This is a genomic window from Pseudomonas brassicacearum (assembly GCF_003732265.1).
In the GTDB taxonomy this organism is placed as follows: domain Bacteria; phylum Pseudomonadota; class Gammaproteobacteria; order Pseudomonadales; family Pseudomonadaceae; genus Aquipseudomonas; species Aquipseudomonas brassicacearum_D.
The window spans coordinates 196,299-219,854 of sequence record NZ_MOBK01000011.1; the positions used below are offsets into that span (position 1 = coordinate 196,299).

The following is a 23,556-nucleotide window of genomic DNA, read 5'->3' on the forward strand; positions in this document are numbered from 1 at the left end:
TTGATGAGCTGGTTTGCGATTTTTTAACACTGGGGGTTTGCGGGGCTGTAACCATTAAAAGTCATGAGGGTATGAGTTCAAGTCATACCCCGCATTTGAATGCCTGTACCGCACGGTGCTCTGCATTTGTGGTTAAAATGCCGCCCCCTCAAATTGCCGACCCAGCCCGATGAATTCAGACGCACTTGCCACCCTCCACGCCCACCTGCTGAAGGCCCTGGCAACGGCCCCTGCGGAAACCCGCCGGCTGTTTCACGGCCGTGGCCGCTGCTGGCCGGGGCTGGAGCAGTTGACCGTCGACTGGTTGCAGGGCGTGGTGCTGGTCGCGCTGTTCAAAGAGCCGGAAGCGTCGCAGCTGGAAGATTTGAAACGACTGTTGATGCAGATCACCCAGTCACCCGAGTGGGCACAATCCGGCGCGCACACCTTGCTGCTGCAACATCGCTACCTGCTGCAAAGCACTACCGAGTGGTTGCTGGGCGAGGTGATCGACGAGATGACCATCACCGAGGGCGGCTTGCGTTATCGCGTGGACCTGGGCCGCAAGCAGAACACTGGCCTGTTTCTCGACATGCGTTATGGCCGTGACTGGGTGCGGGCCAATGCCCAGGGCAAGCGCGTGTTGAACCTGTTTGCCTACACCTGCGGCTTCTCGGTCGCCGCCATCGAGGGTGGCGCCGAGCACGTGGTCAATCTGGACATGTCCAGCCCGGCCCTGAGCCGTGGGCGCGACAATCACCGGCTCAACGGGCACGATTTGAGCCAGGTCAGTTTTCTTGGTCATGACCTGTTCAAGTCCTGGGGCAAGGTGATTGGCAAGGGGCCTTATGACCTGGTGATCATCGACCCACCGTCCTTTCAGAAAGGCAGTTTTTTGCTGACCAAGGATTACCAGCGGGTGTTGCGCCGGTTGCCGGAATTGCTCAGCCCTGCGGGCACAGTGTTGGCCTGCATGAATGACCCGGCGTTTGGGTCTGACTTCCTGATCGATGGGGTGATGCGTGAAGCGCCGAGTTTGCGTTTTGAGCAGCGGCTGGAGAATCCGCCGGAGTTTCCGGATGCGGATGTTGAGTGTGGCCTGAAGGCGTTGGTGTTCAAACTGGAAGATTGAGTCTTGCTCTACCTGTGGGAGCGAGCCTGCTCGCGAAGGCGGTGTGTCAGTCAACATCAATGTTGAATGTGCCGGCGTCTTCGCGAGCAGGCTCGCTCCCACAAGGGGACCTTCTGTGCAGCGATGATTTTTGGCTCAACGCGGCTGCAACACCAACGCAAACAACTCCCCATGCCCGGTCACATTGAGCTTGTGATAGACATTGCGCCGATGCACTTTCACCGTCTCCGGTGAGATACCCATGTGCTGGGCGATGGCTTTGCTGGAGAAGCCCTGAAGGATCAGCCTGGCGGTTTCGATTTCCCGTACCGACAGGCGCGCGTCGAAGCGATCGAGCAACGTCGCGAGATCGCCGGCCACCGGCTCAGCGGTCGCGCCTTCCGGTGGCATCAGTTGCAGATGACGGCGCATCGCCGACAGCACCCAGTCGCGCACGCACAGCAGTCGGCCCTGCTCTTCCAGGCTGAACCGCGTCGAACGTCCCAGCGACAAACCCAACACCGCGCCCTCCACGTTGACCATGAACTGCAACTCGTCCGCCCCCACCACCGAGCGGAAGTAGCTCAGGTAGTACTCGCTCTGCTGGAACTGGTCGGGCGCCACCGATTCGAGGCTGTGCAGGCCCTCGGCAATACCGGCGCAAGCGGCCTGGTAAAAGGGGTCGAGCAGGTACATGCCGGCGCTGTAGTCCGCCAGTTCTTCGAGCTCGGCGGCACCGCCCTTGGAGTCGAAATCAATCAGCAGATGCGGGACCCGCCCCGCGCGCATCACCGCGACCAACGCATTGTCCAGCGGCACCAGCAGCCGCAACGTGTCGACCAGCGCCCGCCAGAAACCGTCCTGGCCCAACGCGCCAAACACCCGCGCCAGCGACTGGTGCACCGGCAGCTCTTTCAACAATGCGTCCACGCACTACCCCTTTCGAGTAACCCATGATGGGAATGGGTGAGTCCCCCGCCTGCCAGTACGCTGCAAGCACCTGTTCATCACCGGCCTGCAGCAGGCCAGGAGTGCCGCATCATGAGTCGTCACCGCTCGCATATCAATCTTGGACTGGGCGCCTGTTTGTGCGTCTCGTTGTCGGCCATGGCCACGGATGCCCCGACGGTGCATGTCTACAACTGGTATGACTACATCGGTCCCAACACCCTGCACGACTTCAAGCGCGACACCGGGATCGAACCGGTCTACGACACCTTCGACAGCGCCGAAGTGCTGGAAGGCAAACTGTTGACCAGCCGCAGCGGCTACGACGTGGTGGTGGCGAGTAACTTCAGTCTGCCGACGCTGATCAAGGCCGGCGCCCTCGCCCCGTTGCCCCACGCGCAAATGCCCGACTTCAAGAACATGGACAGCGACCTGCTGGCGAAACTGGCCAACAACGATCCGGGCAACCAGTACGCGGTGCCGTACCTGTGGGGCACCAACGGGATTGGCTACAACATCGACAAGGTCCGTGCGGCGTTGGGCGACAAGGCGCCGGTGGACTCCTGGGACCTGGTGTTCAAGGAAGAGAACCTGGCCAAGCTCGGCCAGTGTGGCGTGGCGATGCTCGACTCGCCGTCGGAAATGCTCCCGGTGGCCCTGCACTACCTGGGCTTGCCACCGAACAGCACCAACCCCGAAGACTACAAGAAGGCCGAGGCGCTGCTGCTGAAGTTGCGCCCGCACATTGCCTACTTCAACTCGTCCAAGTTCATCAGCGACCTGGCCAACGGCAACATCTGCGTGGCGGTGGGTTGGTCTGGCGCGATGCTGGAAGCCAAGACCAACGCCGAGCAGGCCAACAACGGCGTGAAGATCGCCTACAGCTTGCCGAAGGAAGGCGCGCCGGTGTGGTTCGACACGCTGGTGCTGCTCAAGGACGCACCGCATCCACAACAAGGCCTGGCCTTTATCGACTACCTGATGCGCCCCGAAGTCATCGCCCCGGTCAGCGATCACCTGAACTACCCCAACGGCAACCGCAGCGCGACGCCGCTGGTGGCCGAAGCGACCCGCACCAACCCGGCGGTGTATCCATCGGCTGAAGCGCTGGCCACGTTGTTCACCCTTCAACCGCTGCCGCCGGCGACTGAACGAGTGCGCACGCGGGTCTGGAGCAAGGTCAAAAACGGGCAGTGAGTGGAGCTCCCTCGCCACAACAGCGCCCTGGCCACAACCCGCGTCACATTAATTTTCTGCCACGAATTGAAGATGAGAAACCCCATGAAACTACGTGCCCGTGACCTGAACATTCAGTTCGGCCAACTGCAACCCGGCCCTCTCAATGCCATCACCGATGTACCCGGCGTCCGTGTCGGCCACAGTGAGGTGCGCGGCCGCACTGACAGCGGTCGTGACATCCACACCGGCGTCACCCTGATCGAACCGCGTGCCGGTTCTACCAACCAGCAACCGTGCTTTGCCGGTGTGCATGTGCTCAACGGCAATGGTGACGCCACCGGTCTTGAGTGGATTCGCGAAGCCGGTCTGCTGACCAGCCCGATCGCCTTCACCAACACCCACAGCCTGGGCGTGGTGCGCGATGCGCTGATTGCGCTGGACCGACAGGCCCAGCCCGATGACGGTCGCTTGTACTGGAACATGCCGGTGGTGCTGGAGACGTTCGATGGCTTGCTCAGCGACATCAATGGTTTCCACGTCAAACCCGAGCACGTGGCCCAGGCGCAGCGCAATGCCGTCGACGGACCGGTGATCGAAGGCGCAGTAGGCGGTGGCAGCGGGATGATCTGTCATGAGTTCAAAGGCGGGATTGGCACGTCCTCGCGACGCTTGAGCCCGGCGCAAGGCGGCTGGACCGTCGGCGCCATCGTCCAGGCCAACCATGGCATTCGCAACGAGTTGCGCGTCGACGGCTATCCGGTCGGACGCTACATGGAACAGGTCGACTCGCCGTTCCTCAAGGCCTCGCTGCCGTATCCGGGCATGGGTTCCATCGTCGTCTGCCTGGCCACGGATGCGCCGTTGCTGCCGCACCAATGCACTCGCCTCGCGCAGCGCGCCAGCCTGGGATTGGCCCGCACCGGCGGCGGTAACGAAGACCACAGCGGTGACATCTTCATTGCCTTCGCCACCGGCAACCAGCACGTGCCACCTGCCGCCTATGAAGGCAAAGGCGCGCCCACGTGCGACAACCTGCGCATGGTCAACAACGATCACATCAGCGAGCTGTTTCTGGCCGCCACCGAGGCCGTGGAAGAAGCCATCATCAATGCGCTGCTGGCGTCTGACACGGTGGAAGGCAACGGCCATACGGTAAAGGGACTGGATGCGCAGACGCTGCTCAAGGCATTGCGTCAGGCGGGTTGGCCGGGCCAGCGCTGACAGGATCGCCCGATGCCAGCGTCGGGCGAACACTGATTACTCTTCCAGCACCAGCAGCGGCGTACCTTTCTTCACGATGTACGTCGCCAGCTCCGACGCTTTGCCACCACCCACGTTCTTCGCGAGATGCGCCGTGCCTTCCGGGATGTATAGCGAATCGCCAGCCTTGAGCGTGACCGGTGGCTGGCCCTCCAGCTGATACTCAAACGAACCTTCGATGACATAAGCCACTTCCACGCCCGGATGCGAGTGTTTAGGCGAGGTCACGCCTGCGTCGAAATCGACACGCACCTGAATCACTTCACGCTCGGCGGCACCCAGGTCCTTGCGCACCAGATCGGTACGGTGGATTCCGGCCTGCCAGTTTTTCGCCGGCTGTGGCTCGGGGTTTGCGTTGCCAGCCTGCGAAAAACTCGCGAAGGCTGCCAGTGAAAGAACGGCAAGGGCGATGCCTGACCGGCCAGCCGTGTTGCGGGAAGTGATACGGGACATTGCAATTCTCCAATGATTGCCACCAATGCGGTGAGCCCATTTAGAGGCTGCGGTGTATCCGGCTCGTGTCACGTAGGGCATGGTTTTGTATGCGAAGTTGGCTGCCGGCACCGGGGATACGTAGCGATACAAACCTGCGCCCGCGAAGACCGACTATCTGAAGAAATGCCCTCTGTCACCAGACAGCTAACATTTCCCGGGGACCTCACTTCAATGTGTTCATTGATCCGGATCTGCCCCACGCCCACCCTTGAAGGCGTCTCGCCGTGCCTTGCGTTCAGCGGCATAGGCGTCGCTAGGCGTGCTGATCAGCTCGCCACGGCGCAATGGTTCGCCGCAATGCGCGCACAGCGGACCCAGCCCGGCAGGATGGCGACAGGTGGTGTGGGTGTAAACCACCGCCAGCCCCTCCTCCTTTGACTTGCACCAGGTTTCCCCCCAGGCGCGCAGTGCCAGCACCACGGAATAGAACGCATCGCCTTTGGGTGTCAGGTGGTACTCGTAGCGCGGGGGGCGCTCGCTGTAGGCGCGGCGCGCGACCAGCCCGTCAGCCTCCAGGCGTTTGAGACGGGTGGCGATCATTTGCGGGGTCCCGGCGGTTTGCGCCTGGATCTCGTCGAAGCGATGGCTGCCCATGAACAACTCGCGCAGCACCAGGACCGTCCAGCGGTCGCCGACGACGGCCTCGGCCCGTGAAATCGGGCACAGGGTTTCAGGAACAGGTGTGTTTACCGACATGCGGTCTTGCCTCTTTTGCAGTTACTATGATTATCATATCAACAAGATGTCCGGGCAAGTACCGGGCATCGGCCCCTCAACATTCCTGAGAACGCAGCCATGCCAAAAGCCCTTTATCCCCTCGACAGAACCGCTTATCTGTTGGTCGATCCCTACAACGACTTTCTCTCCGAAGGCGGCAAAGTCTATCCGCTGATCGAACCGATCGCCGCACAAGTCGGCCTGCTCGACAACTTGCGCGCACTCGATCGCACCGTCCGTGCCCTCGACATTCCGGTGGTCATCGTACCGCACCACCGCTGGGAAAAAGGCGACTACGAAAACTGGGATCACCCGAGCCCTACCCAATGCAAGATCATGCACATGCATCACTTCGCTCGCGGCGAATGGGGCGGCGAATGGCACCCGGATTTCGCGCCCAAGGATGGCGACATTGTCGTTCAGGAGCACTGGGGGTCGAGCGGTTTTGCCAACACCGACCTTGATTTCCGTCTCAAGCAGAAAGGCGTTACCCACGTGATCATCGTTGGCTTGCTGGCCAATACCTGCATCGAGGCCACCGCCCGCTACGCCCAGGAACTTGGCTATCACGTGACCCTGGTGCGCGACGCCACGGCCGCGTTCAAGCCAGAAATGATGCACGCGGCCCATGAACTGAACGGCCCGACGTTCGCCCATTCCATTGTGACCACGCCAGAACTGATCGCCACGTTGACCCAAGGTGAGCGCCCATGACCTTGACTGGCAAACTCCTGATTGGCGCCCGCGATGTGCCCGGTTCTGAAGGAACGATGAAGGCGCTCAACCCCGCCACCAATCAATTGATTGAACCGGATTTCGCCTTGGGTGGCGTGGCCGACGTCGACCGCGCCGCGACCCTTGCCGATGAGGCGTTCGATGTTTACAGCCACACCTCGCTGGCCAAGCGCGCCGCGTTCCTCGACAGCATTGCCGACAATCTCGATAAAGTCCGCCAGGCGCTGGCGGCCCGAGCAGCCCTCGAAACCGGCGTGCCAGAGGCGCAACTGGAGGGCGAAGCGATAAAAGCCGCCACCCAGTTCCGCCAGTTCGCCGATGTCGTGCGCAGAGGACGCTTCCTGCAACTGGCCATCGATCCGGCACAACCTGATCGTCAGCCGCGTCCGCGCATGGACCATCGCTTGCAGAAGATCGCCCTCGGCCCGGTGGCGATTTTCGGCGCGAGCAACTTTCCCATCGCCTATTCGGTCGCCGGCGGCGACACCGCTTCGGCACTGGCCGCCGGCGCGACCGTGATCCTCAAGGCGCATAACGCGCATCCCGGGGCTTCGGAAATTCAGGCGCGGGCCATCCGCGACGCCGTGCAAGCGCACGGTCTGCCCGAAGGCGTGTTCTCGATGGTGCGCGGTGGCGGTAACGCCATCGGTGAAGCGCTGGTCGATCACCCGCTGATCAAAGCCGTGACATTCACCGGTTCGGAACGCGGCGGTATGGCGCTGTATCGCCGTGCGCAATTGCGTCCGGATCCGATTCTAGTGTTCACCGAGATGACCAGCATCAACCCGACGTTCATCCTGCCTCATGCTCAGGCTGAAAAAGGTGCGTTGATCGGCGACGGCTTTGTCGAGCGCATGCTGGTCAACGTCGGGCAAGCCTGCCTGAAACCTGCACTGCTGATTGCCATCGACGGGCCTGGTTTTGAGGCGATGCGCGCCGCGATGATCAAACGCGTCAACGAGACATTGGCGCGACCAATGCTGACACCCGGCATTCACGCAGCCTATCTCAACGGTCTTGGCCAGATCGAGGACGCAGGGGCACGGCGTATTGCCGAGGGTTCACCGGCCAGTGCGGCGCTGCATGGCGCCTCTGCGTTGCTGGAAGTCGACGGCGCGCAGTTCCTGAGCGAAACGCTGCTGGCCGAAGAAGTATTCGGCCCGGCAGCGCTGTTGGTGAAAGTCAGGAATGAGGCAGAAATGCTCGCCGTTGCGCGTTCGTTGCGCGGCCAACTGTCGGCGGCCATGCACCTTGAGGTCGAGGATTTGCCCTTGGCACAGCGCTTGTTGCCCGTCCTGGAACGCCGCACCGGGCGCATCGTCGTCAATGCCTTCGCGCATCCGCAGGAAGTGACGTTTGCCACCGTTCACGGCGGCCCGTTTCCAGCCACGTCGGACAGCCGCTTTACCTCAGTTGGCATGACCTCGATTGAACGTTTCTTGCGCCCGGTGGCTTACCAGGGCTTTCCGCAAGCGCTACTGCCTGAGGTGCTGCGAGACGCAAACCCGTTGGCGTTGCCTCGCCTCATTGACGGTGTCTAGAACGGGGGTTCGGGGTTCAATGCCTGGCCATCAGGCCATGCAGGACCCCGAACCTCAACCCGCCCTCTGAAGGCGTCATCTGCGAGATACCAAAGACCTTGAATGCCGCCAGCATCACCACCAGTCCACCCGGCAAGGTGCTCAAGCGATGGTTTTGCAGGCCGGCCAGTTTTAGCTGTTTCACATGGCCCACTTCCAGCAGGCGCAACGACAGGCGCAGAAGACCGCTGTAAGTGATGCCGCTCTCGCCGTCGTCGTTCATGCCGTTGGCCTTCAGCACTTTGGCGAGCATGCGTGCCGTCCCCGATGAGCCGATGGCCTGCTGCCAACCCAGGGCACGGTAACGTCGCGCGACTTTTTCAAACTGCAGCGTGGCCACCCGCTCCGCCTCCAGTAGCGCCGGGGCAGTGATGCAACCACCGGAAAAATAACGCGCGCCAAAGGTGCCGCTGCCAATCGCGATGCTTTCGGTCAACAGCGGTTGAGTGCCCTGGCCCAGAATCAGCTCGGTGGAGCCGCCGCCGATGTCCACCACCAATCGCATGCTTAACGGACTGGGAATCGAATGGGCCACACCGGCGTACACCAGATGCGCCTCTTCGTGCCCGGAAATCACATCGATCCGAAACCCGAGATGACGTTCGGCACTGGCCAAAAACAGTTGTGCGTTGTCAGCCTCGCGCACCGCGCTGGTTGCCACCGCCCGCACCCGGCCGGGTTCAAAGCCACGTAATTTTTTGCCGAATCGCGAAAGCGCCTGCCAGCCACGGTCCAGTGCCATTTCATCCAGCGCACCGCCCTGGAAACCCTCCGACAAACGGACCGGTTCACGCAGGGTTTTCACCTCGTGGATCATCCACTTCTGGTTCCGTTTGACCGGCTGGCCAATCATCATGCGAAACGCATTGGAGCCCAGGTCAATGGCTGCAAACAGGGAAGCGTCTCCTTTCATGGGGCGGATTCCTGGCAATTTCATCAGCCCGCGGACGGAGTTCCGCTGAGCGTTCAAGACGGTTTGCGAGGATCCTGCCATGGGTTAGGTGACACCAAGATGACACCACGGTTTTTTTCGCCATGGCCTCATCGTCATTTGTCCGTCACATCCCCAGGCCTAGCATGGCCACTTCCACCTCTGTCGGGACTCGGACCATGCTTTTAGACAACGACACCCTGATTCAACGTATCCATCGTGAGTTGCTCGACCACAGCGACGAAGAGCTGGAATTGGAGTTGATGGAGGACGGACACGATCTGAACGCGCTGTTCGATGAGCACCTCGGTGACAGCAGCGAAAAAGAACAACGCCGCCGCTATTTCAGCGAACTGTTCCGCCTGCAGGGCGAACTGGTCAAGCTGCAAAGCTGGGTGGTGAAAACCGGGCATAAAGTGGTGATTCTGTTTGAAGGACGCGATGCGGCGGGCAAAGGTGGCGTGATCAAGCGCATCACCCAGCGGCTCAATCCGCGGGTGTGCCGGGTCGCCGCCCTGCCCGCCCCCAACGACCGCGAACGCACCCAGTGGTATTTCCAGCGCTATGTCTCGCACCTGCCGGCAGCCGGCGAAATCGTGCTGTTCGACCGCAGCTGGTACAACCGTGCGGGCGTCGAGAAGGTCATGGGCTTCTGCAACGACGACCAGTACGAAGAATTCTTCCGCACCGTGCCGGAGTTCGAACGGATGCTCGCCCGCTCCGGCATCCAGCTGATCAAATACTGGTTCTCGATCTCCGACCAGGAACAGCACCTGCGCTTCCTCAGCCGCATTCATGACCCGCTCAAGCAATGGAAACTCAGCCCGATGGACCTGGAATCCCGACGACGCTGGGAGGCCTACACCAAGGCCAAGGAAATCATGCTCGATCGCACCCACATCGCCGAAGCGCCGTGGTGGGTGGTGCAGGCCAACGACAAGAAACAGGCCCGACTCAACTGCATCCACCACCTGCTGGGGCAGATGCCGTATGAAGAAGTGCAATCCCCGGTAATCGAGCTCCCGGAACGCGTGCGCCAGGAACATTACACGCGCAGCCCGACGCCACCGGAACTGATCGTGCCGCAGGTGTATTGAGACCGACGGGGGCGCAAACGCCCCCAACCGTCATCATTCTGTAACCTTGCGACAACAATACTGACGCCATACACCGCGTGCTTTTTTTTGGGCTGCCCTTTTGGGCGGCCTTTTTTTTCTGGCAATACCCGTCAAGCCACCCAATTGCCGCCCGGCTGTCGAACATTCATGAACGCGTTGACCGGCTCACTTCTTGATCGGTGTGACGAGTTCCTTTTCGTTGGTGTCGAGGACGAACACCGCCAGCAGGCGTGCAGGCTCGGTGTCGCTGGCGTTGGCGCTGACCAGGTGCACCGAACCCGGCTCCTCTACGAAGTTTTCGCCGACGTGGTAGATCTTTTCCGGCTGGCCTTTGACTTGGATGCGGAATGAACCTTCCAGGACGGTTGCATAGATGAAGGCCGTTTTCGGATGGGTGTGGGATGGCGACGCGGCGCCCGGCCCATACTCGACGACGACGCCTTTCATGCTCTTGCCAGGAAGATTGGGAATGGGACGGTCGAACACGACCGTCACCTTGCCGTGGGGCGGCTCAGCGGCGGACGCTGCGCTGATCGATAGCGCTGCGAAGGCCGCGGCCAACAGGATTCGAGTAACCATGGGATGGCTCCTTCGTGGGTGGGAATGTGAGGGTGCGAGCCGTTACCGGGCCTTCGATCGAGCGATCCAGTCTTCGAAGCGGATCGCCCCCAGCCGTGGATTCTTGCCAGGCACCAGCGATTGATCATTGAGCACGGCACCGAAGTAACGCGCGTGCACGTCCGGCAAGACCTTGCGGCTGTCCCCAGTCGCCCGCAGAAAACGCCGGGCCAGTTCGTCGATCGGCATGGCTTCCGGGCCGCCGACTTCAACCGTGCCATTGACCGGTGCTGCCAGCACGACATCGGCCAGCGCCGCCACTACATCGTCGGACGCGATCGGCTGGATCAGCGCCGGCGAAACACAAAATTCCTCGCCGACGGCGAACGACTGGACGATGCCTTCGACAAACTCGAAGAACTGCGTGGCACGCAGGAGGGTGTAAGGAATGCCGGACGCCTTGATCAGGCTTTCCTGCGCGACCTTGGCCCGAAAATAACCGCTGTCGGGAAGGCGTTCGCTGCCGACGATCGACAGGGCTACGTGATGACGAACCCCGGCGGCCGCTTCGGCAGCCAGCAGGTTACGCGTCGATGTTTCGAAGAAATCGAGTACCGCCTGGTCCTCCCACGACGGCGCGTTCGCCACGTCGACAACGATGTCAGTACCATCCATCGCTGCAGCCAGGCCTTCACGGGTGATGCTGTTCACGCCTGTGCTGGGGCTGGCGGCGACCGCGTCATGGCCGCGCTCGCGAAGGGTGTTCACAAGTTTCGATCCAATGAGGCCGGAGCCTCCGATAACAACGATCTTCATGGCTATTCTCCACGTGTCGACTGCAACCATTGCGTCGGTGTAGAGAGGTTGCGCGCACGCGCACGGCAAGTCCTTGCAGCAAGCTTGGATTTACCTTCATGAACCCTTGGATTTGCGTCCAAAGAAGTGGTTATTCGTCCATCGTCACCGTGGACCATGCAGCGGGTTTCGAGCTGCCGTATTATCAATCTCAACTAAATATCGCCAGCGGCCTGGGACACGGAGTTGAAGGCGCTTTGCCAGGGGAAGCCCGCTTTGCCATTCGCGTTTGAAGACTTCGTGCTCGATCAGGAGCGCCGGGAATTGACCTTGCGTGGGCACGTCGTGGCCGTCGGGCCACAGACCTTCGATCTATTGCAGTATCTGGTGAGCAACCGCGATTGCGTTGTCAGCAAGGACGACTTGCTCAAGGCCGTGTGGAGCGGCCGGATCGTCTCGGAATCGACGATCACCAGCCACATCAATGCGGTGCGCAAGGCCATCGGTGATACGGGCGAAGCACAGCGCCTTGTCCGCACGGTCGCCCGCAAGGGGTACCGTTTCGTCGGGCAAGTCAACGTCGACCATAGCGAGCAAGCACGACAACCCGACATCGACGAACACGCGGCCGCCACGCAAACGCCCACCTCTGCGCTGCTTCTCCCGGATAAACCCTCGATTACGGTCTTGCCCTTCCAGAACCTGAGCGGTGATCCCGAACAGGAATACTTCGCCGACGGCGTGGTAGAGGACATCATCGTCGCCCTGTCGCGGATCCGCTGGCTGTTCGTCATCGCGCGCAATTCGAGCTTCACCTACAAGGGTCAGGCGGTGGACATCCAAGGCATCGGTCAGACGCTGGGCGTTCGCTACGTGCTCGAAGGCAGCGTGCGCAAGTGCGCGAACAAAGTGCGCATCACCGGGCAACTCATCGACGCGACAACTGGCACGCACATTTGGGCGGAGCGCTTCGAAGGCCTGCTCGACGACATCTTCGAGTTGCAGGATCAAATCGCCGAAAGTGTCGTCGGAGCCATCGCGCCGCAATTGGAACGGGCAGAAATCGAACGCGCCAAACGCAAACCCACCGAAAGCCTGGACGCCTACGATTATTACTTGAGGGCCATGGCAAAACTGCACAGCGGCACCCGTGAAGCCATCGCGGATGCGCTGCCGATGTTTAACACAGCCGTAGAACTCGATCCGGAATTCGCCTCGGCCTATGGCATGGCCGCCTGGTGCCACTTCTGGCGCAAGCTCAATGGCTGGATGACTGACCGGCCGGCAGAAATTGCCGAAGGCACACGGCTCGCGCGCCTGGCGGTGACACTCGGACGCGACGATGCCGTCGCGTTGACGCGTGGCGGGCATGCGCTTGCTCATCTGGCCGGTGATGTCGATGGCGGCATAGCGCTGCTCGACAGGGCGCGCCTGCTCAATCCCAACCTCGCCCCCGCCTGGTTCCTGGGCGGAATCTTGCGTGCACTGCGCGGTGAAACAGAAGGCGCCATCAAGGACTTGACCCATGCCGTTCGCTTGAGTCCGGTGGACCCTGAAATGTTCAGGATGCAAATCGGAATGTCGCTCGCGCACTTCTTCGCCGGCCGCTTCGACCTCGCGACGCAATGGGCGGAAAAAGCCTTGGGCAACCTGCCCAATCTGCTGGCCCCGGTGGCCCTGGTGGCGGCCAGTTATGCGCTCAGCGGGCAAATGGATAAAGCGCAGCAGGCAATGCAGCACCTGCGAGAGCTGGACCCGTTGTTGCGGGTTTCCAATTTGAGGGATTGGTTGCCTATCCAGCGTGCGGAGGATCTTGCACGGTTTGCCGATGGGCTGCGGCGGGCGGGGTTGGCTGAGTGAGCGTGGGATGGCTGACCGCAGGCGTATCAAATGCTTTATCGATTCAGGCAGCCATCGGCCACAAGCGACCCTTCGCAGCAGGTGGTTAACGGCGAATAACAGTCGTTCCAGAGGGTCATGATTACGCGAAGAAGATGGGTTATCTTGTCAGCCGAATCACCTGCATCAGGTGAAGTTCATCAAGTAAGGATGCTGTATGAATCTATTGCCTCGTCGCCATGCCCTCTTCGCACTGACGCTCGTCAGTACACTCGCCGCAACCACCGCGCTGGCCGCCCAGAGCCCTGATGCCCCGGCCTCCATCGCGGGGCCTGTCGCCGGCACCAAAGTGACCGAACCCTATGTGCGCATGATGGCGCGCGAAGCGTATTTCTGGGGTTGGCCGATGGCCAATATTTTCAATCGTCGCCAGGCCTTCAAGGACCTGCCCGAACCCGGTTTGATGGGCGGCATCGTGCCGGTGGCCCCGATCAACCGATTGTCGATGCTCAGCGACTACATCGACCCGGCCGAGCGGCTGGTGGCCTGTCCGAATCAGGACGTCGTGTACGGTGCTGGCAGCATCGCCCTGGACCTTGAGCCAGTGGTGCTGCAAGTGCCGGACTTCGACGGCCGCTTCTGGGTGTATCAGGTGGTCGACCTGCGTTCCGACAGTTTCGCCGAGCTGGGCAAGATGTATAACACCCAGCCAGGTTTCTACCTGTTGGTCGGCCCGGACTGGAACGGCAAGGTGCCCCCAGGCATTACCCGAGTGTTCCGGGCACGTACCAACACCGGCTTCGTCATACCCCGGGTGTTTCAGGACGACACGGCAGCCGATCGCCAGGCCGTGCAACCGGCCCTGGCCGGTATCGACATGTACCCATTGTCCCAATATGACGGCAAGGTCAAAAAGCGCAATTGGGCCAAACTGCCGAAATTCCCGGCCCAGGCCTCGGATGGCAAAGCCGAAACCAAGTGGGTGATCCCGGAGCAGTTCTTCGACGAACTGCCGGCCCTGCTCAAGGACGCCAAGCCGTTGCCGGGTGAAGAAGCCCGCTACGCGCAAATGGCGGCCCTCGCGGCCATCGCCAAAGCCGACCCGCAACTTCGTGCAGCGATGATCGACGAAGCGAAAAAAGCCGACAGCGAAGTGATCGACCCGCTGTTGCAGTTCCGCAACTATGGCCTGCAGCTGCCGGATCACTGGAGCACTGTCAGCAACGGCGCGGCGTTCGGCACCGATTACTTCAGCCGTACCGCCGTGGCACGCTCGAATATCTTCGTGAACCAGCAGAAAGAAACCAAATACTTCTATCAGGACCTGGATCAGTCCGGCCTGCGCCTCAATGGCCAGAACAACTACAGCGTGACCTTTGCCAAGGGCAAACTGCCGCCAGTCAAGGGTTTCTGGTCGCTGACGCTGTACAACGAACAGCACTTCTTCTCGCCGAACGAACTCAAGCGCTTCTCCATCGGCACCAAGAACAAATCCCTGCAAACCAATCCTGACGGCTCGCTGACCCTTTACGTGCAAAGCGAATCGCCGGGCAAGGACAAAGAAAGCAACTGGCTGCCGTCGCCAAAGGACGCGGATTTCTCGCTGTACATCCGCGCCTACTGGCCGCAAGCCGATGCCCTCGACGGCAGCTGGACTCCACCGGCCGTGCTGAAAACCCATTGAAAAGGTTTTCGACGATGAACGCAGCCAGAAAGCGCTGACCTCACTGGCCTTGGCCTTGGCCGTTTCGGTCAGCCTCGGCGCCCAGGCAGCCACGCACTATCTTGATGAAGTTAAACACGAGCCACCCGTCGGCTTCTGACCAATTTCTACCGGTCATCACCGGCGGCTATATTGGGTTGTTTGCTGCGCTTCGCGACTGGCAACAACCGGTCAACTGCTACCAGTCCTCGACAAAGCGCACGCGCTCAACGATCAACCCAAACCTGCGACAATGCTGCCTCTTCGGGCTACGTAACTTGCGTGGCAACCGTTCAGGTAGTTGAATAACAAATTAGCGGGGAGCAGCAACATTGGAATTGAGACAACTGCGCTATTTCGTAAAAATCATCGAGCTTGGCAGCCTGGGGCGTGCGGCACTTGAACTGGACGTTGGTGTGTCAGCCCTCAGTCAGCAAATCTCCAAGCTGGAAAGCGAGCTGTGCACCCGTCTGCTGAATCGAACCTCCACCGGCGTGACCCCCACTAGTGCCGGATTTGCGTTTTTACACCATGCCCAATTGACGCTACGCCAGGCGGAAAACGCAATTTTGGCCGCCCATCGCGGGCGAATGAGCGGTTATGTCAGCGTCGGCTTACCACCCACTACCGCGACGGTGCTCGCGTTGCCGTTGATCAACGCTATGCGTGCGCGTTATCCGGACATACAACTGCATTTGGTGGAAATGCTTTCCGGCCACTTGGCGGCGCAGCTCAACGCACGGCAAATAGACTTGGCCATTCTGTTCCAGCTCGAAGGGGGTAAACGCTGGAGCGTGACGCCGCTGCTGGATGAAAAGCTGTTTGTCATTGCCTCGCCCAGCCTGCCTCAAGCGCCTTCTGGTGACAGCGTGCAGTTAGCCGACCTCGGCGGGCTGCCGCTGGTGATGCCCAGCGCGCAACATGGATTGCGCTCGACATTGATGAGCGCGTTTGAGCGGGTCGGGCTAACACCCAATGTCATTATGGAAGTCGACGGTCTCGCTGTTTTGATGAACGCCGTTCGGGCTGGTCATGCGGCAACGATACAACCGGGGGCGGCCGCTGCATTGAAAGACAGGTCCGGACTCTCAGTGATCAGGATTGCCGATCCCCATGTGGGCCGGCGTAATCTTCTGGCGACGCTGGCTGACGACGAACTTTCTCCGGCGGCGCTGGCAACGCGGTTGGTCATCGTCGATGTGGCGCGACAGTTGGTCGTCGACAAACAGTGGCCTGGAGCTACCTGGATAGAAGGGGTAGACGCGTAATCCTCTTCAACCCAGGACATCTCCTGACGACAAAGTCTTTAGAAAAACTAAACGCCCCGCGTTAAACACAGCCTTTCGGCCACTGCTTCCCCACCCTATCGTTCTCCCCACTCGCAAGGAGCACTTCGGTCCCGCTTCCTTGCAAATCGAGGAGCGATAATGATCGATGTCTTAATCATAGGGGGTGGCAACGCTGCCTTGTGCGCCGCTCTGATGGCGCGAGAAGCGGGTGCCAGCGTGATGCTGCTGGAAGCCTCTCCGAAAATCTGGCGCGGTGGCAACTCCCAACACACCCGTAACTTGCGGTGCATGCACGACGAACCGCAGGACGTGCTGATCGATGCCTATCCGGAAGAAGAATACTGGCAAGATCTGCTGAAGGTCACCGGTGGCCTCACGGATGAAAAGCTCGCACGCATTGCCATTCGGGCATCGTCCTCTTGCCGCGATTGGATGCGTTCACACGGCGTGCATTTTCAGCCGCCGCTGTCCGGTGCGCTGCACGTGGCGCGGACCAATGCATTTTTTATGGGCGGCGGCAAAGCGCTGGTCAATGCGTATTTCCGCAGCGCCGAGCGCCTCGGTGTAAAAGTTCGCTACAGCACGCAAGTGACCGACATCGAGTTGGACGAGGGTAAATTTGTTGCCGCCCATGTGGGCGAACATGAGGTCGATGGTCAGCGTTTCGCTGCAGAACGCATTGAAGCCCGGGCCTGCGTGTTGGCGGCCGGCGGCTTCGAATCCAACCGTGAATGGCTGCGCGAAGCCTGGGGTCAGAACGATCGCGGTGAATGGCCATCGGACAATTTCCTGATCCGGGGCACCCGATTCAACACCGGGATTTTGCTACGGCGCATGCTCGATCTTGGCGCCGATGTGATCGGCGATCCGACGCAAGCCCACATGGTCGCGATTGATGCCCGCGCGCCACTCTACGACGGCGGCATCTGCACCCGAATCGACTGCGTATCGCTGGGTGTGGTGGTCAATCGTGATGGCGAACGCTTCTACGACGAAGGTGAGGATTTCTGGCCAAAACGTTATGCAATCTGGGGGCGTCTGGTGGCCGGACAGCCCGGTCAGCAGGCGTATTCGATCATCGATCAACAAGCCATCGGCCGCTTCATGCCACCGGTCTTTCCCGGAACCACCGCCAATACTCTGCAAGACCTCGCCCGCCAGTTGAAGCTGCCTGAAGAAAAATTCGTCAAGACTGTCGAGGACTACAACAGCGCCTGCCGCGTTGGCACGTTCGATCACACGGCGTTGGACGACTGCCACACCCAAGGACTGACGCCCGCCAAAACCCATTGGGCGCGGCCATTGGTGAAACCACCTTTCTACGCCTACCCGCTTAAACCAGGTGTCACGTTCACCTACCTCGGCCTCGCCACCGACGAAACCGCTGCCGTGCATTTCAACGGCAAAGCGAGCCCCAACCTGTTCGTCGCGGGAGAAATGATGGCTGGCAATGTTCTGGGCAAGGGCTACACCGCCGGCATCGGCATGGCCATCGGAACCGCGTTTGGCCGCATCGCCGGTGTGCAAGCGGCCGCCTCGGTGGGCTTTGGCGTTTCATCTGCAACCACGGAGTCTCGACATGCAACTGTTTGATCCCCAAGCGTCGGGCGGCTTGATCCCGGTGTTGAATCTTGACGAAAGTGAAGTCCAGCGGCAGATGACCATCTGCAATGCCTGCCGATATTGCGAAGGCTTTTGCGCGGTATTTCCGGCGATGACCCGGCGCCTGGAATTCACTCAGGCCGACATCCATTACCTGGCGAACTTGTGCCATAACTGCGGCGCGTGCCTGCACGCGTGTCAGTACGCCGCCCCACATGAATTCGACGTCAACATACCCAAAGCCATGGCCAAAGTGCGCCTGGATACTTACGCCGAATACGCCTGGCCGCAAGTGATGGGCAGGTTGTATCAGCGTAACGGCCTGACCCTGGCGCTGGCTTCCGGTGGGGGATTGGCCTTGTTTTTATGCCTGACCCTGATGCTCATGGGCAACCTGTTCACGGCCATTCCCGGAGGCAACTTCTACAAGATTTTCCCGCATAACACCCTGGCGCTGATGTTCGGCTCAGTGTTCGGCTTTGCGGTACTTGCCCTGACCCTGGGTGTACGGCGCTTCTGGCGCAACGTTTCACCGGCCGCAGCGCCACTGCAGCTGAAGACGTCCGCTGCATTGGAGGCTACGGCCAACGTCGCGAAGCTCAAATACCTGGACGGCGGCCATGGCGAAGGCTGCAACAACGCCGACGACCAATTCACCTTGTGGCGACGCCGATTCCACCACCTCACCTTCTACGGCTTCATGCTGTGCTTCGCCGCCACCGGTGTCGCCACGCTCTTTCACTATCTGCTGAAGTGGTCGGCGCCTTATCCGATCTTCAGCTTGCCGGTGATGTTGGGTATTGCCGGTGGCATCGGCCTGCTGATCGGCCCGGCGGGTCTTCTTTGGCTGAACCTGCGTCGTAATCCTGCGCACGGTGATGAGAACCAAAAACCCATGGATCGCGGCTTCATCGCGCTGCTGTTTCTGGTCAGCGCAAGCGGCCTGGCGCTACTGGCTTTGCGTGAAACCAGTGCCTTGGGCTTGATGTTGGCTATCCATCTCGGCCTGGTCATGGCGTTTTTCCTGACCATGCCCTACAGCAAATTCGCCCATGGAATATTCCGCAGCGCAGCGCTGCTCAAACACGCCATCGAGAAGCGTCAACCCAACCCGATCAACGCCGGCAGCGACTGACGGTTAAAGCACTCATTCCAAAAACAATAGTGAGCATAACGGTAGCCATGATGAAAACAACAACGGCAACAACCCGAGCCAAGGGGTCCAAATTGGGCGCCATTTTGCGGGTCACCAGCGGTAACTTTCTCGAGCAGTTCGACTTCTTTCTGTTCGGGTTCTACGCGACCTACATCTCCCAGACTTTCTTTCCGGCCACCAGCGAGTTTGCCTCACTGATGATGACCTTCGCGGTGTTCGGCTCCGGATTCCTGATGCGTCCGTTAGGCGCCATTGTGCTGGGGGCGTACATCGACAAGGTGGGTCGTCGCAAGGGGTTGATCGTGACGCTGTCGATCATGGCCGCCGGAACCGTGTTGATCGCCCTGGTGCCGGGTTACGCCACCATCGGCGTGGCGGCACCCATTCTGGTGTTGTTGGGCAGGCTGCTACAGGGCTTCTCCGCCGGCGCGGAAATGGGCGGTGTTTCCGTGTATCTGGCGGAAATTTCCACCCCCGGCCACACCGGTTTCTACACCAGTTGGCAATCGGCCAGCCAACAGGTGGCGATTGTCGTCGCAGCCGCGTTGGGCTACACGATCAATGCCACGATGCAAGCCGCTGAAATCGCCGATTGGGGATGGCGTATTCCGTTCTTCATTGGCTGCGTGATCATCCCGTTCATTTTCATTATTCGCCGTTCACTGGAAGAAACCGCTGCCTTCACGGCTCGCAGCCATCGTCCAACAACTCGCGAAGTTTTTCGCTCGATGCGTGACAACTGGCGAACCGTACTGGCAGGCGGTTTGCTGGCGTCCATGACCACCACCACGTTCTACCTGATTACGGTTTACACACCAACGTTTGGCAGGACAGTCCTGAACCTGAGCACCACCGACAGCCTGGTGGTCACACTGCTGGTCGGCATCAGCAACTTTATCTGGCTGCCTATCGGCGGCGCCCTCTCAGACCGCATTGGCCGTCGGCCACTGTTGCTGGCGATATCGTTGCTGTGCATCTTCACTGCTTATCCCGCCATGCACTGGCTGGCAGAGGCGGCGAGTTTCGAACGACTGCTCGCTGTTCTGCTGTACTTTTCATTCTTCTTTGGCATTTATAACGGCGCCATGGTCGCGGCACTGACCGAAGTCATGCCACAGAACGTGCGGGTAGTCGGGTTTTCACTGGCCTTTAGTTTGGCCACCGCGGTGTTTGGCGGTTTTACCCCGGCAATCTCGACGCTGCTGGTCCAGGCTACGGGCGACAAGGCATCACCTGCCTACTGGCTGATGTTCGCGGCGGTGTGCGGGTTCACGGCGACGACAATTCTGTATCGTCGGCAAAAAGCGTTGGCAGTCAGAACCGTTTAGTTCCTCGATGACCGACGCTTTTCAGGCGTCGGTCCACGACGGAAAACTTCTTCAGGCTTCGGCATTTACCCACGCTAACGGCGCTGCTCAAACCATCTGTCCGCCAGCAGAAAAAGCGGCGCCTTCAATATGATAAACCGTCGGTTCTTCCGAAAAATATTCCTCCAGGCCCAGCATGAACAGCCGATGGTCTTCACTCTCCTCGAAGCCTGGCGTGTGATCCTCGAGTGAAGCCCAACGCACGATCAGGTTGAATCGCTCGGGGGTTTCAATCCCTTGCGCGAGCAAGTGGCCGCCGTAACCTTTTGCGCGGGTGAGCAAAGGAGCGACCTCGGCAAATGCTTGCCTGAATTGTTCAGTGCGTTCTTTGTAAACGGGGAGCAAAGCGATTTCATAAATCATGACGTGCCTCTGATATGACCTGAACGGATAAAAAAGCACGCGCTTACGGGATGAGCGAGGGCTCGACCGCAATCACGATTTTTCCTTGAAGGCCGTTGTTGCGACTCTCCAACCGGGCATGGGCGAGTCCAATGTCGGCAAGCGAATAGACGGCGCCAACGTGTGGCCGCAACTGACCGCGCGCGACCAATGCGCTCAGCTCATCAAGCTTGCCGCGGTTCTGTCGGGTGAACACGAAGTGATAACTGGCGTTCTTGCCCCAGGCCTGAACGACGTTTTGTGGCTGAGCAATGTCCACGATCGAGACCACGCGGCCCAGTTGTGCAAGCACGTCGGGGCTGCGCGACAGGGTGTTGCCGCCGATGGTGTCGAACACCACATCGACGCCGCGACCACCCGTTTCCCGGAGGATGGTGTCGACGTAATCGTCTTTTTCGTAGTCGATGACCCCATCGGCGCCCATGCTTTTTGCGAACTCAACGTTCGCCTCGCGCACGGTCGTGTACACCCTTGCACCCATGGCCTTTGCCAACTGGATCGCCACATGACCGACGCCCCCCGCGCCGCCGTGTATGAGGATGCTCTCCCCCACCCTTAGCGCGGCACGCACGACCAGTGCTTCCCACGCCGTCCCGCCCACCAGGGTCAGGCTCGCCGCCTCAAGATGGCTCAGTGAAGGCGGCTTCTTCCCGATAATGCTTTCAGCCGCAACGTGGTACTCGGCATAGCTTCCTGGCCCGTCAAATATTTGCGGGGTGTACCAGACTTCATCTCCCGGAACGAAGGCTGTCACCCCCTGCCCCACTGCTTCGACAACGCCCGATACGTCGTGCCCGGTGATGGCCGGCAGTGGCACCAGGTCGGAATAGTCGCCACGTCGAACCTGATAATCCAGGGGGTTGATGGAGGTTGCGTGCACCCGCACCAGGACTTGTCCGGCACCCGGTACTGGCTTGGGCACGTCGCAGAGTTCAAACGATTCCGGGCCGCCAAATGAGTCAAGCAACATCGCTTTCATGGAAAAATCCTCGTATCGACAAAAAGGGATATCGAGATATCTCGATATATTGTGGTAAAAAAAACTACAGATCCTTCCCTATGATCTCGGCAAGCGCACTGATGGTTGCTTCGTTGCGCTTGTAGTAGGTCCACTGACCAATGCGCCTGACTTCAACCAGGCCCACCCGTTGCAGCGTTGCAAGGTAACCGGACACCGTTGACTGCGACAGCCCGATACCTTCTTGAATACTGCTGACGCAAACCCCCACCGTGAGAACGTCTCCTTCATCCTGCGGAGGGAAGTTCTTAACGGGATCCTTCAAGCCTTTCAGGATTTCAAGACGTGTAGGGTTTGAGAGGGCTTTGAATATTTCGAGTAGGTCCATGAGCAGAGGATATCGAGATTTATCGATATGTCAATACAAGTGATCCTTGGCGGATGTGAACAGCGTCGCCCTTCAGCCCGCGCAGCGTATTGCCCATGCGTAGGCTATGGTTCAAGCGGACGCGTTTCCTGACGTCCGTGAATGGCAAAAACAAAAAAAAGGATAGGTTATGCACTCATCCGCTGTTTCTCGTCCGGCTGCGCCTGGTCGCTCGCTGCTTCTCTCGCTGGGTGTGCTCGCTGCGGGTATAACCTCGGGCGCATGGGCTGACGATTATCCCCACGCCCATGAACCGATTGGCACCGTGGAGCAGATCTATGACGGCGCCATGCTCCCCGATCTGGCGGTCAGTACCTACCGGAACATAGACCGGCTGTTCCCTACCCACAGGATCAAAGCCGGCGATCACCCGTATGCGCTGCCGAAATCGGACAAACAATTGCCCAATGTTCACTTCACTGTCGGGGACAAAAAGTACGACCTGTATGACGTCATCGCACTGGACAGCATTACGGCGATGCTCGTGCTCAAGGACGGCAAGATCGTGTTCGAGACCTACCAGCGTGGCAACACCGAGAAAACCCGATGGATGTCGATGTCGATGGCCAAGTCCATCACCTCCACGCTGGCGGCTGCGGCGATCAAAGACGGCCTTATCAAAGGCCTCGATGCGCAAGTGGTGGATTACGTTCCCGAGCTCAAGGGCAGCGCCTATGAGGGTGTGACAGTGCGCAACGTGCTGATGATGTCTTCGGGCGTGAAGTGGAACGAGACCTACACCGATCCGGCGTCTGATCGTCGCGCGCTACTCAAGGCGCAAATATCGCAGAAACCGCATTCGGCCATGGCGTTGATGGCCAGTTTGCCGCGAGCGGCGGAGCCCGGCACGGTCAACAATTACAGCACTGGCGAAACGCAGGTACTCGGCGAGATCGTTCGTGGCGCTGTGAAGATGCCACTGGCCGACTATCTATCGCAGAAGATCTGGCAGCCGTTCGGTATGGAGAGTGATGCCCGATGGTGGCTCGATTCGCCTGACGGCGTGGAAATCGGTGGCAGCGGTATCAGCGCCACGTTGCGCGATTATGGACGCTTCGGGCTGTTTTTCATGAACGGCGGCAAGATCAATGGCACGTCGATTTTGCCCGAGGGCTGGATCAAGGAGGCGACGCTGCCCACCGCCCTCAAAGGCGGCAAGTCCCTGGACTACGGCTACATGTGGTGGACGGCGTGGACCGAGCCTTCGGTGAAAGACGGCGCTTATTCGGCGGTCGGTATCCAGGGCCAGAACATCTACGTCAATCCCGCCAATAACGTAGTGATTGTCACCTTCGGTGCCCAGCCCAAGCCGGTTGATAAAGAGCCGATCGACCCGATGGTGTTCTTCGATGCCGTGGTAGCCGCGTTGAAGTAACTGTGCGCGCCGGATGACATTAATCTCATCCAG

General features: G+C 60.0%; 22 protein-coding genes. 13 read left to right on the plus strand and 9 right to left on the minus strand.

All coding sequences use genetic code 11. From position 1 onward, the window contains the following. Positions 1–169 precede the first annotated feature (169 nt). A complete protein-coding gene (locus tag BK660_RS26160) occupies positions 170–1,111 on the plus strand; it encodes a class I SAM-dependent methyltransferase (RefSeq protein WP_123435755.1) in 942 nt (313 codons plus the stop codon). Between the two features lie 135 nt (positions 1,112–1,246). Here BK660_RS26160 and BK660_RS26165 read toward each other — a convergent pair whose 3' ends face one another. Further along, complete coding sequence (locus BK660_RS26165; RefSeq protein ID WP_123435756.1) at positions 1,247–2,020, minus strand: helix-turn-helix transcriptional regulator; 774 nt, start codon at positions 2,018–2,020, stop codon at positions 1,247–1,249. A gap of 111 nt (positions 2,021–2,131) precedes the next feature. Here BK660_RS26165 and BK660_RS26170 point away from each other — a divergent pair, with 111 nt between their 5' ends. Then, positions 2,132–3,235: a polyamine ABC transporter substrate-binding protein gene (locus tag BK660_RS26170; RefSeq protein WP_123435757.1), complete on the plus strand. Its 1,104-nt coding sequence runs from the start codon at positions 2,132–2,134 to the stop codon at positions 3,233–3,235. A gap of 84 nt (positions 3,236–3,319) precedes the next feature. Beyond that, complete coding sequence (locus BK660_RS26175; protein ID WP_123435758.1) at positions 3,320–4,438, plus strand: DmpA family aminopeptidase; 1,119 nt, start codon at positions 3,320–3,322, stop codon at positions 4,436–4,438. Between the two features lie 36 nt (positions 4,439–4,474). On the opposite strand, the gene BK660_RS26180 is transcribed toward BK660_RS26175, so the two are convergent. Next, entirely contained in the window at positions 4,475–4,930 is a 456-nt protein-coding gene (locus BK660_RS26180; protein WP_123435759.1) for a cupin domain-containing protein, read from the minus strand. Between the two features lie 219 nt (positions 4,931–5,149). Further along, positions 5,150–5,668, minus strand: a complete 519-nt coding sequence (locus tag BK660_RS26185) for a winged helix-turn-helix transcriptional regulator (protein ID WP_123435760.1) — start codon at positions 5,666–5,668, stop codon at positions 5,150–5,152. A gap of 99 nt (positions 5,669–5,767) precedes the next feature. Between BK660_RS26185 and BK660_RS26190 the strand changes: the two genes are divergently transcribed. Then, positions 5,768–6,403, plus strand: a complete 636-nt coding sequence (locus BK660_RS26190; RefSeq protein ID WP_123435761.1) for a cysteine hydrolase family protein — start codon at positions 5,768–5,770, stop codon at positions 6,401–6,403. After that, positions 6,400–7,965 (plus strand): aldehyde dehydrogenase (NADP(+)), encoded by a 1,566-nt coding sequence (locus BK660_RS26195; RefSeq protein WP_123435762.1) that lies wholly within the window; start codon positions 6,400–6,402, stop codon positions 7,963–7,965. The genes BK660_RS26190 and BK660_RS26195 overlap by 4 nt, the downstream gene beginning before the upstream one ends. Positions 7,966–7,981: 16 nt before the next feature. Here BK660_RS26195 and BK660_RS26200 read toward each other — a convergent pair whose 3' ends face one another. Next, positions 7,982–8,917, minus strand: a complete 936-nt coding sequence (locus BK660_RS26200; protein WP_027924718.1) for a Ppx/GppA family phosphatase — start codon at positions 8,915–8,917, stop codon at positions 7,982–7,984. Between the two features lie 197 nt (positions 8,918–9,114). On the opposite strand from BK660_RS26200, the gene ppk2 reads away from it, so the two are divergent. Further along, positions 9,115–10,032, plus strand: a complete 918-nt coding sequence (gene ppk2, locus BK660_RS26205; RefSeq protein ID WP_123435763.1) for a polyphosphate kinase 2 — start codon at positions 9,115–9,117, stop codon at positions 10,030–10,032. 186 nt (positions 10,033–10,218) lie between these two features. On the opposite strand, the gene BK660_RS26210 is transcribed toward ppk2, so the two are convergent. Continuing rightward, complete coding sequence (locus BK660_RS26210) at positions 10,219–10,632, minus strand: cupin domain-containing protein (RefSeq protein ID WP_123435764.1); 414 nt, start codon at positions 10,630–10,632, stop codon at positions 10,219–10,221. A 42-nt stretch (positions 10,633–10,674) separates the two neighbouring features. After that, a complete protein-coding gene (locus BK660_RS26215) occupies positions 10,675–11,427 on the minus strand; it encodes an SDR family oxidoreductase (protein ID WP_123435765.1) in 753 nt (250 codons plus the stop codon). 255 nt (positions 11,428–11,682) lie between these two features. On the opposite strand from BK660_RS26215, the gene BK660_RS26220 reads away from it, so the two are divergent. The 6 genes from BK660_RS26220 (at position 11,683) to tcuC (ending at position 20,322) form a co-directional block, all read left to right on the plus strand. Further along, complete coding sequence (locus BK660_RS26220; RefSeq protein WP_123435766.1) at positions 11,683–13,266, plus strand: winged helix-turn-helix domain-containing tetratricopeptide repeat protein; 1,584 nt, start codon at positions 11,683–11,685, stop codon at positions 13,264–13,266. 196 nt (positions 13,267–13,462) lie between these two features. After that, positions 13,463–14,929: a DUF1254 domain-containing protein gene (locus tag BK660_RS26225; protein WP_185045217.1), complete on the plus strand. Its 1,467-nt coding sequence runs from the start codon at positions 13,463–13,465 to the stop codon at positions 14,927–14,929. A gap of 350 nt (positions 14,930–15,279) precedes the next feature. Next, the gene (locus tag BK660_RS26230) at positions 15,280–16,215 is read left to right on the plus strand and encodes a LysR family transcriptional regulator (RefSeq protein WP_123435767.1); all 936 of its coding nucleotides are present in this window, start codon (positions 15,280–15,282) and stop codon (positions 16,213–16,215) included. A 159-nt stretch (positions 16,216–16,374) separates the two neighbouring features. Then, positions 16,375–17,829 carry an FAD-dependent tricarballylate dehydrogenase TcuA gene (tcuA, locus tag BK660_RS26235; protein ID WP_123435768.1) on the plus strand — a complete coding sequence of 485 codons (1,455 nt, stop codon included), beginning with the start codon at positions 16,375–16,377 and terminating at the stop codon, positions 17,827–17,829. Then, positions 17,816–18,973: a tricarballylate utilization 4Fe-4S protein TcuB gene (gene tcuB, locus BK660_RS26240; protein WP_123435769.1), complete on the plus strand. Its 1,158-nt coding sequence runs from the start codon at positions 17,816–17,818 to the stop codon at positions 18,971–18,973. The genes tcuA and tcuB overlap by 14 nt, the downstream gene beginning before the upstream one ends. A 47-nt stretch (positions 18,974–19,020) precedes the next feature. Beyond that, positions 19,021–20,322, plus strand: a complete 1,302-nt coding sequence (gene tcuC, locus BK660_RS26245) for an MFS transporter (protein WP_123435770.1) — start codon at positions 19,021–19,023, stop codon at positions 20,320–20,322. A gap of 87 nt (positions 20,323–20,409) precedes the next feature. On the opposite strand, the gene BK660_RS26250 is transcribed toward tcuC, so the two are convergent. The 3 genes from BK660_RS26250 to BK660_RS26260 form a co-directional block, all read right to left on the minus strand. Continuing rightward, complete coding sequence (locus BK660_RS26250) at positions 20,410–20,724, minus strand: antibiotic biosynthesis monooxygenase family protein (protein WP_123435771.1); 315 nt, start codon at positions 20,722–20,724, stop codon at positions 20,410–20,412. 43 nt (positions 20,725–20,767) lie between these two features. Continuing rightward, complete coding sequence (locus BK660_RS26255; RefSeq protein ID WP_123435772.1) at positions 20,768–21,742, minus strand: zinc-dependent alcohol dehydrogenase family protein; 975 nt, start codon at positions 21,740–21,742, stop codon at positions 20,768–20,770. Positions 21,743–21,806: 64 nt separating this feature from the next. After that, positions 21,807–22,109 carry an ArsR/SmtB family transcription factor gene (locus BK660_RS26260; RefSeq protein ID WP_123435773.1) on the minus strand — a complete coding sequence of 101 codons (303 nt, stop codon included), beginning with the start codon at positions 22,107–22,109 and terminating at the stop codon, positions 21,807–21,809. 169 nt (positions 22,110–22,278) lie between these two features. On the opposite strand from BK660_RS26260, the gene BK660_RS26265 reads away from it, so the two are divergent. Next, positions 22,279–23,523 (plus strand): serine hydrolase domain-containing protein, encoded by a 1,245-nt coding sequence (locus BK660_RS26265; RefSeq protein WP_123435774.1) that lies wholly within the window; start codon positions 22,279–22,281, stop codon positions 23,521–23,523. Positions 23,524–23,556 lie beyond the last annotated feature (33 nt).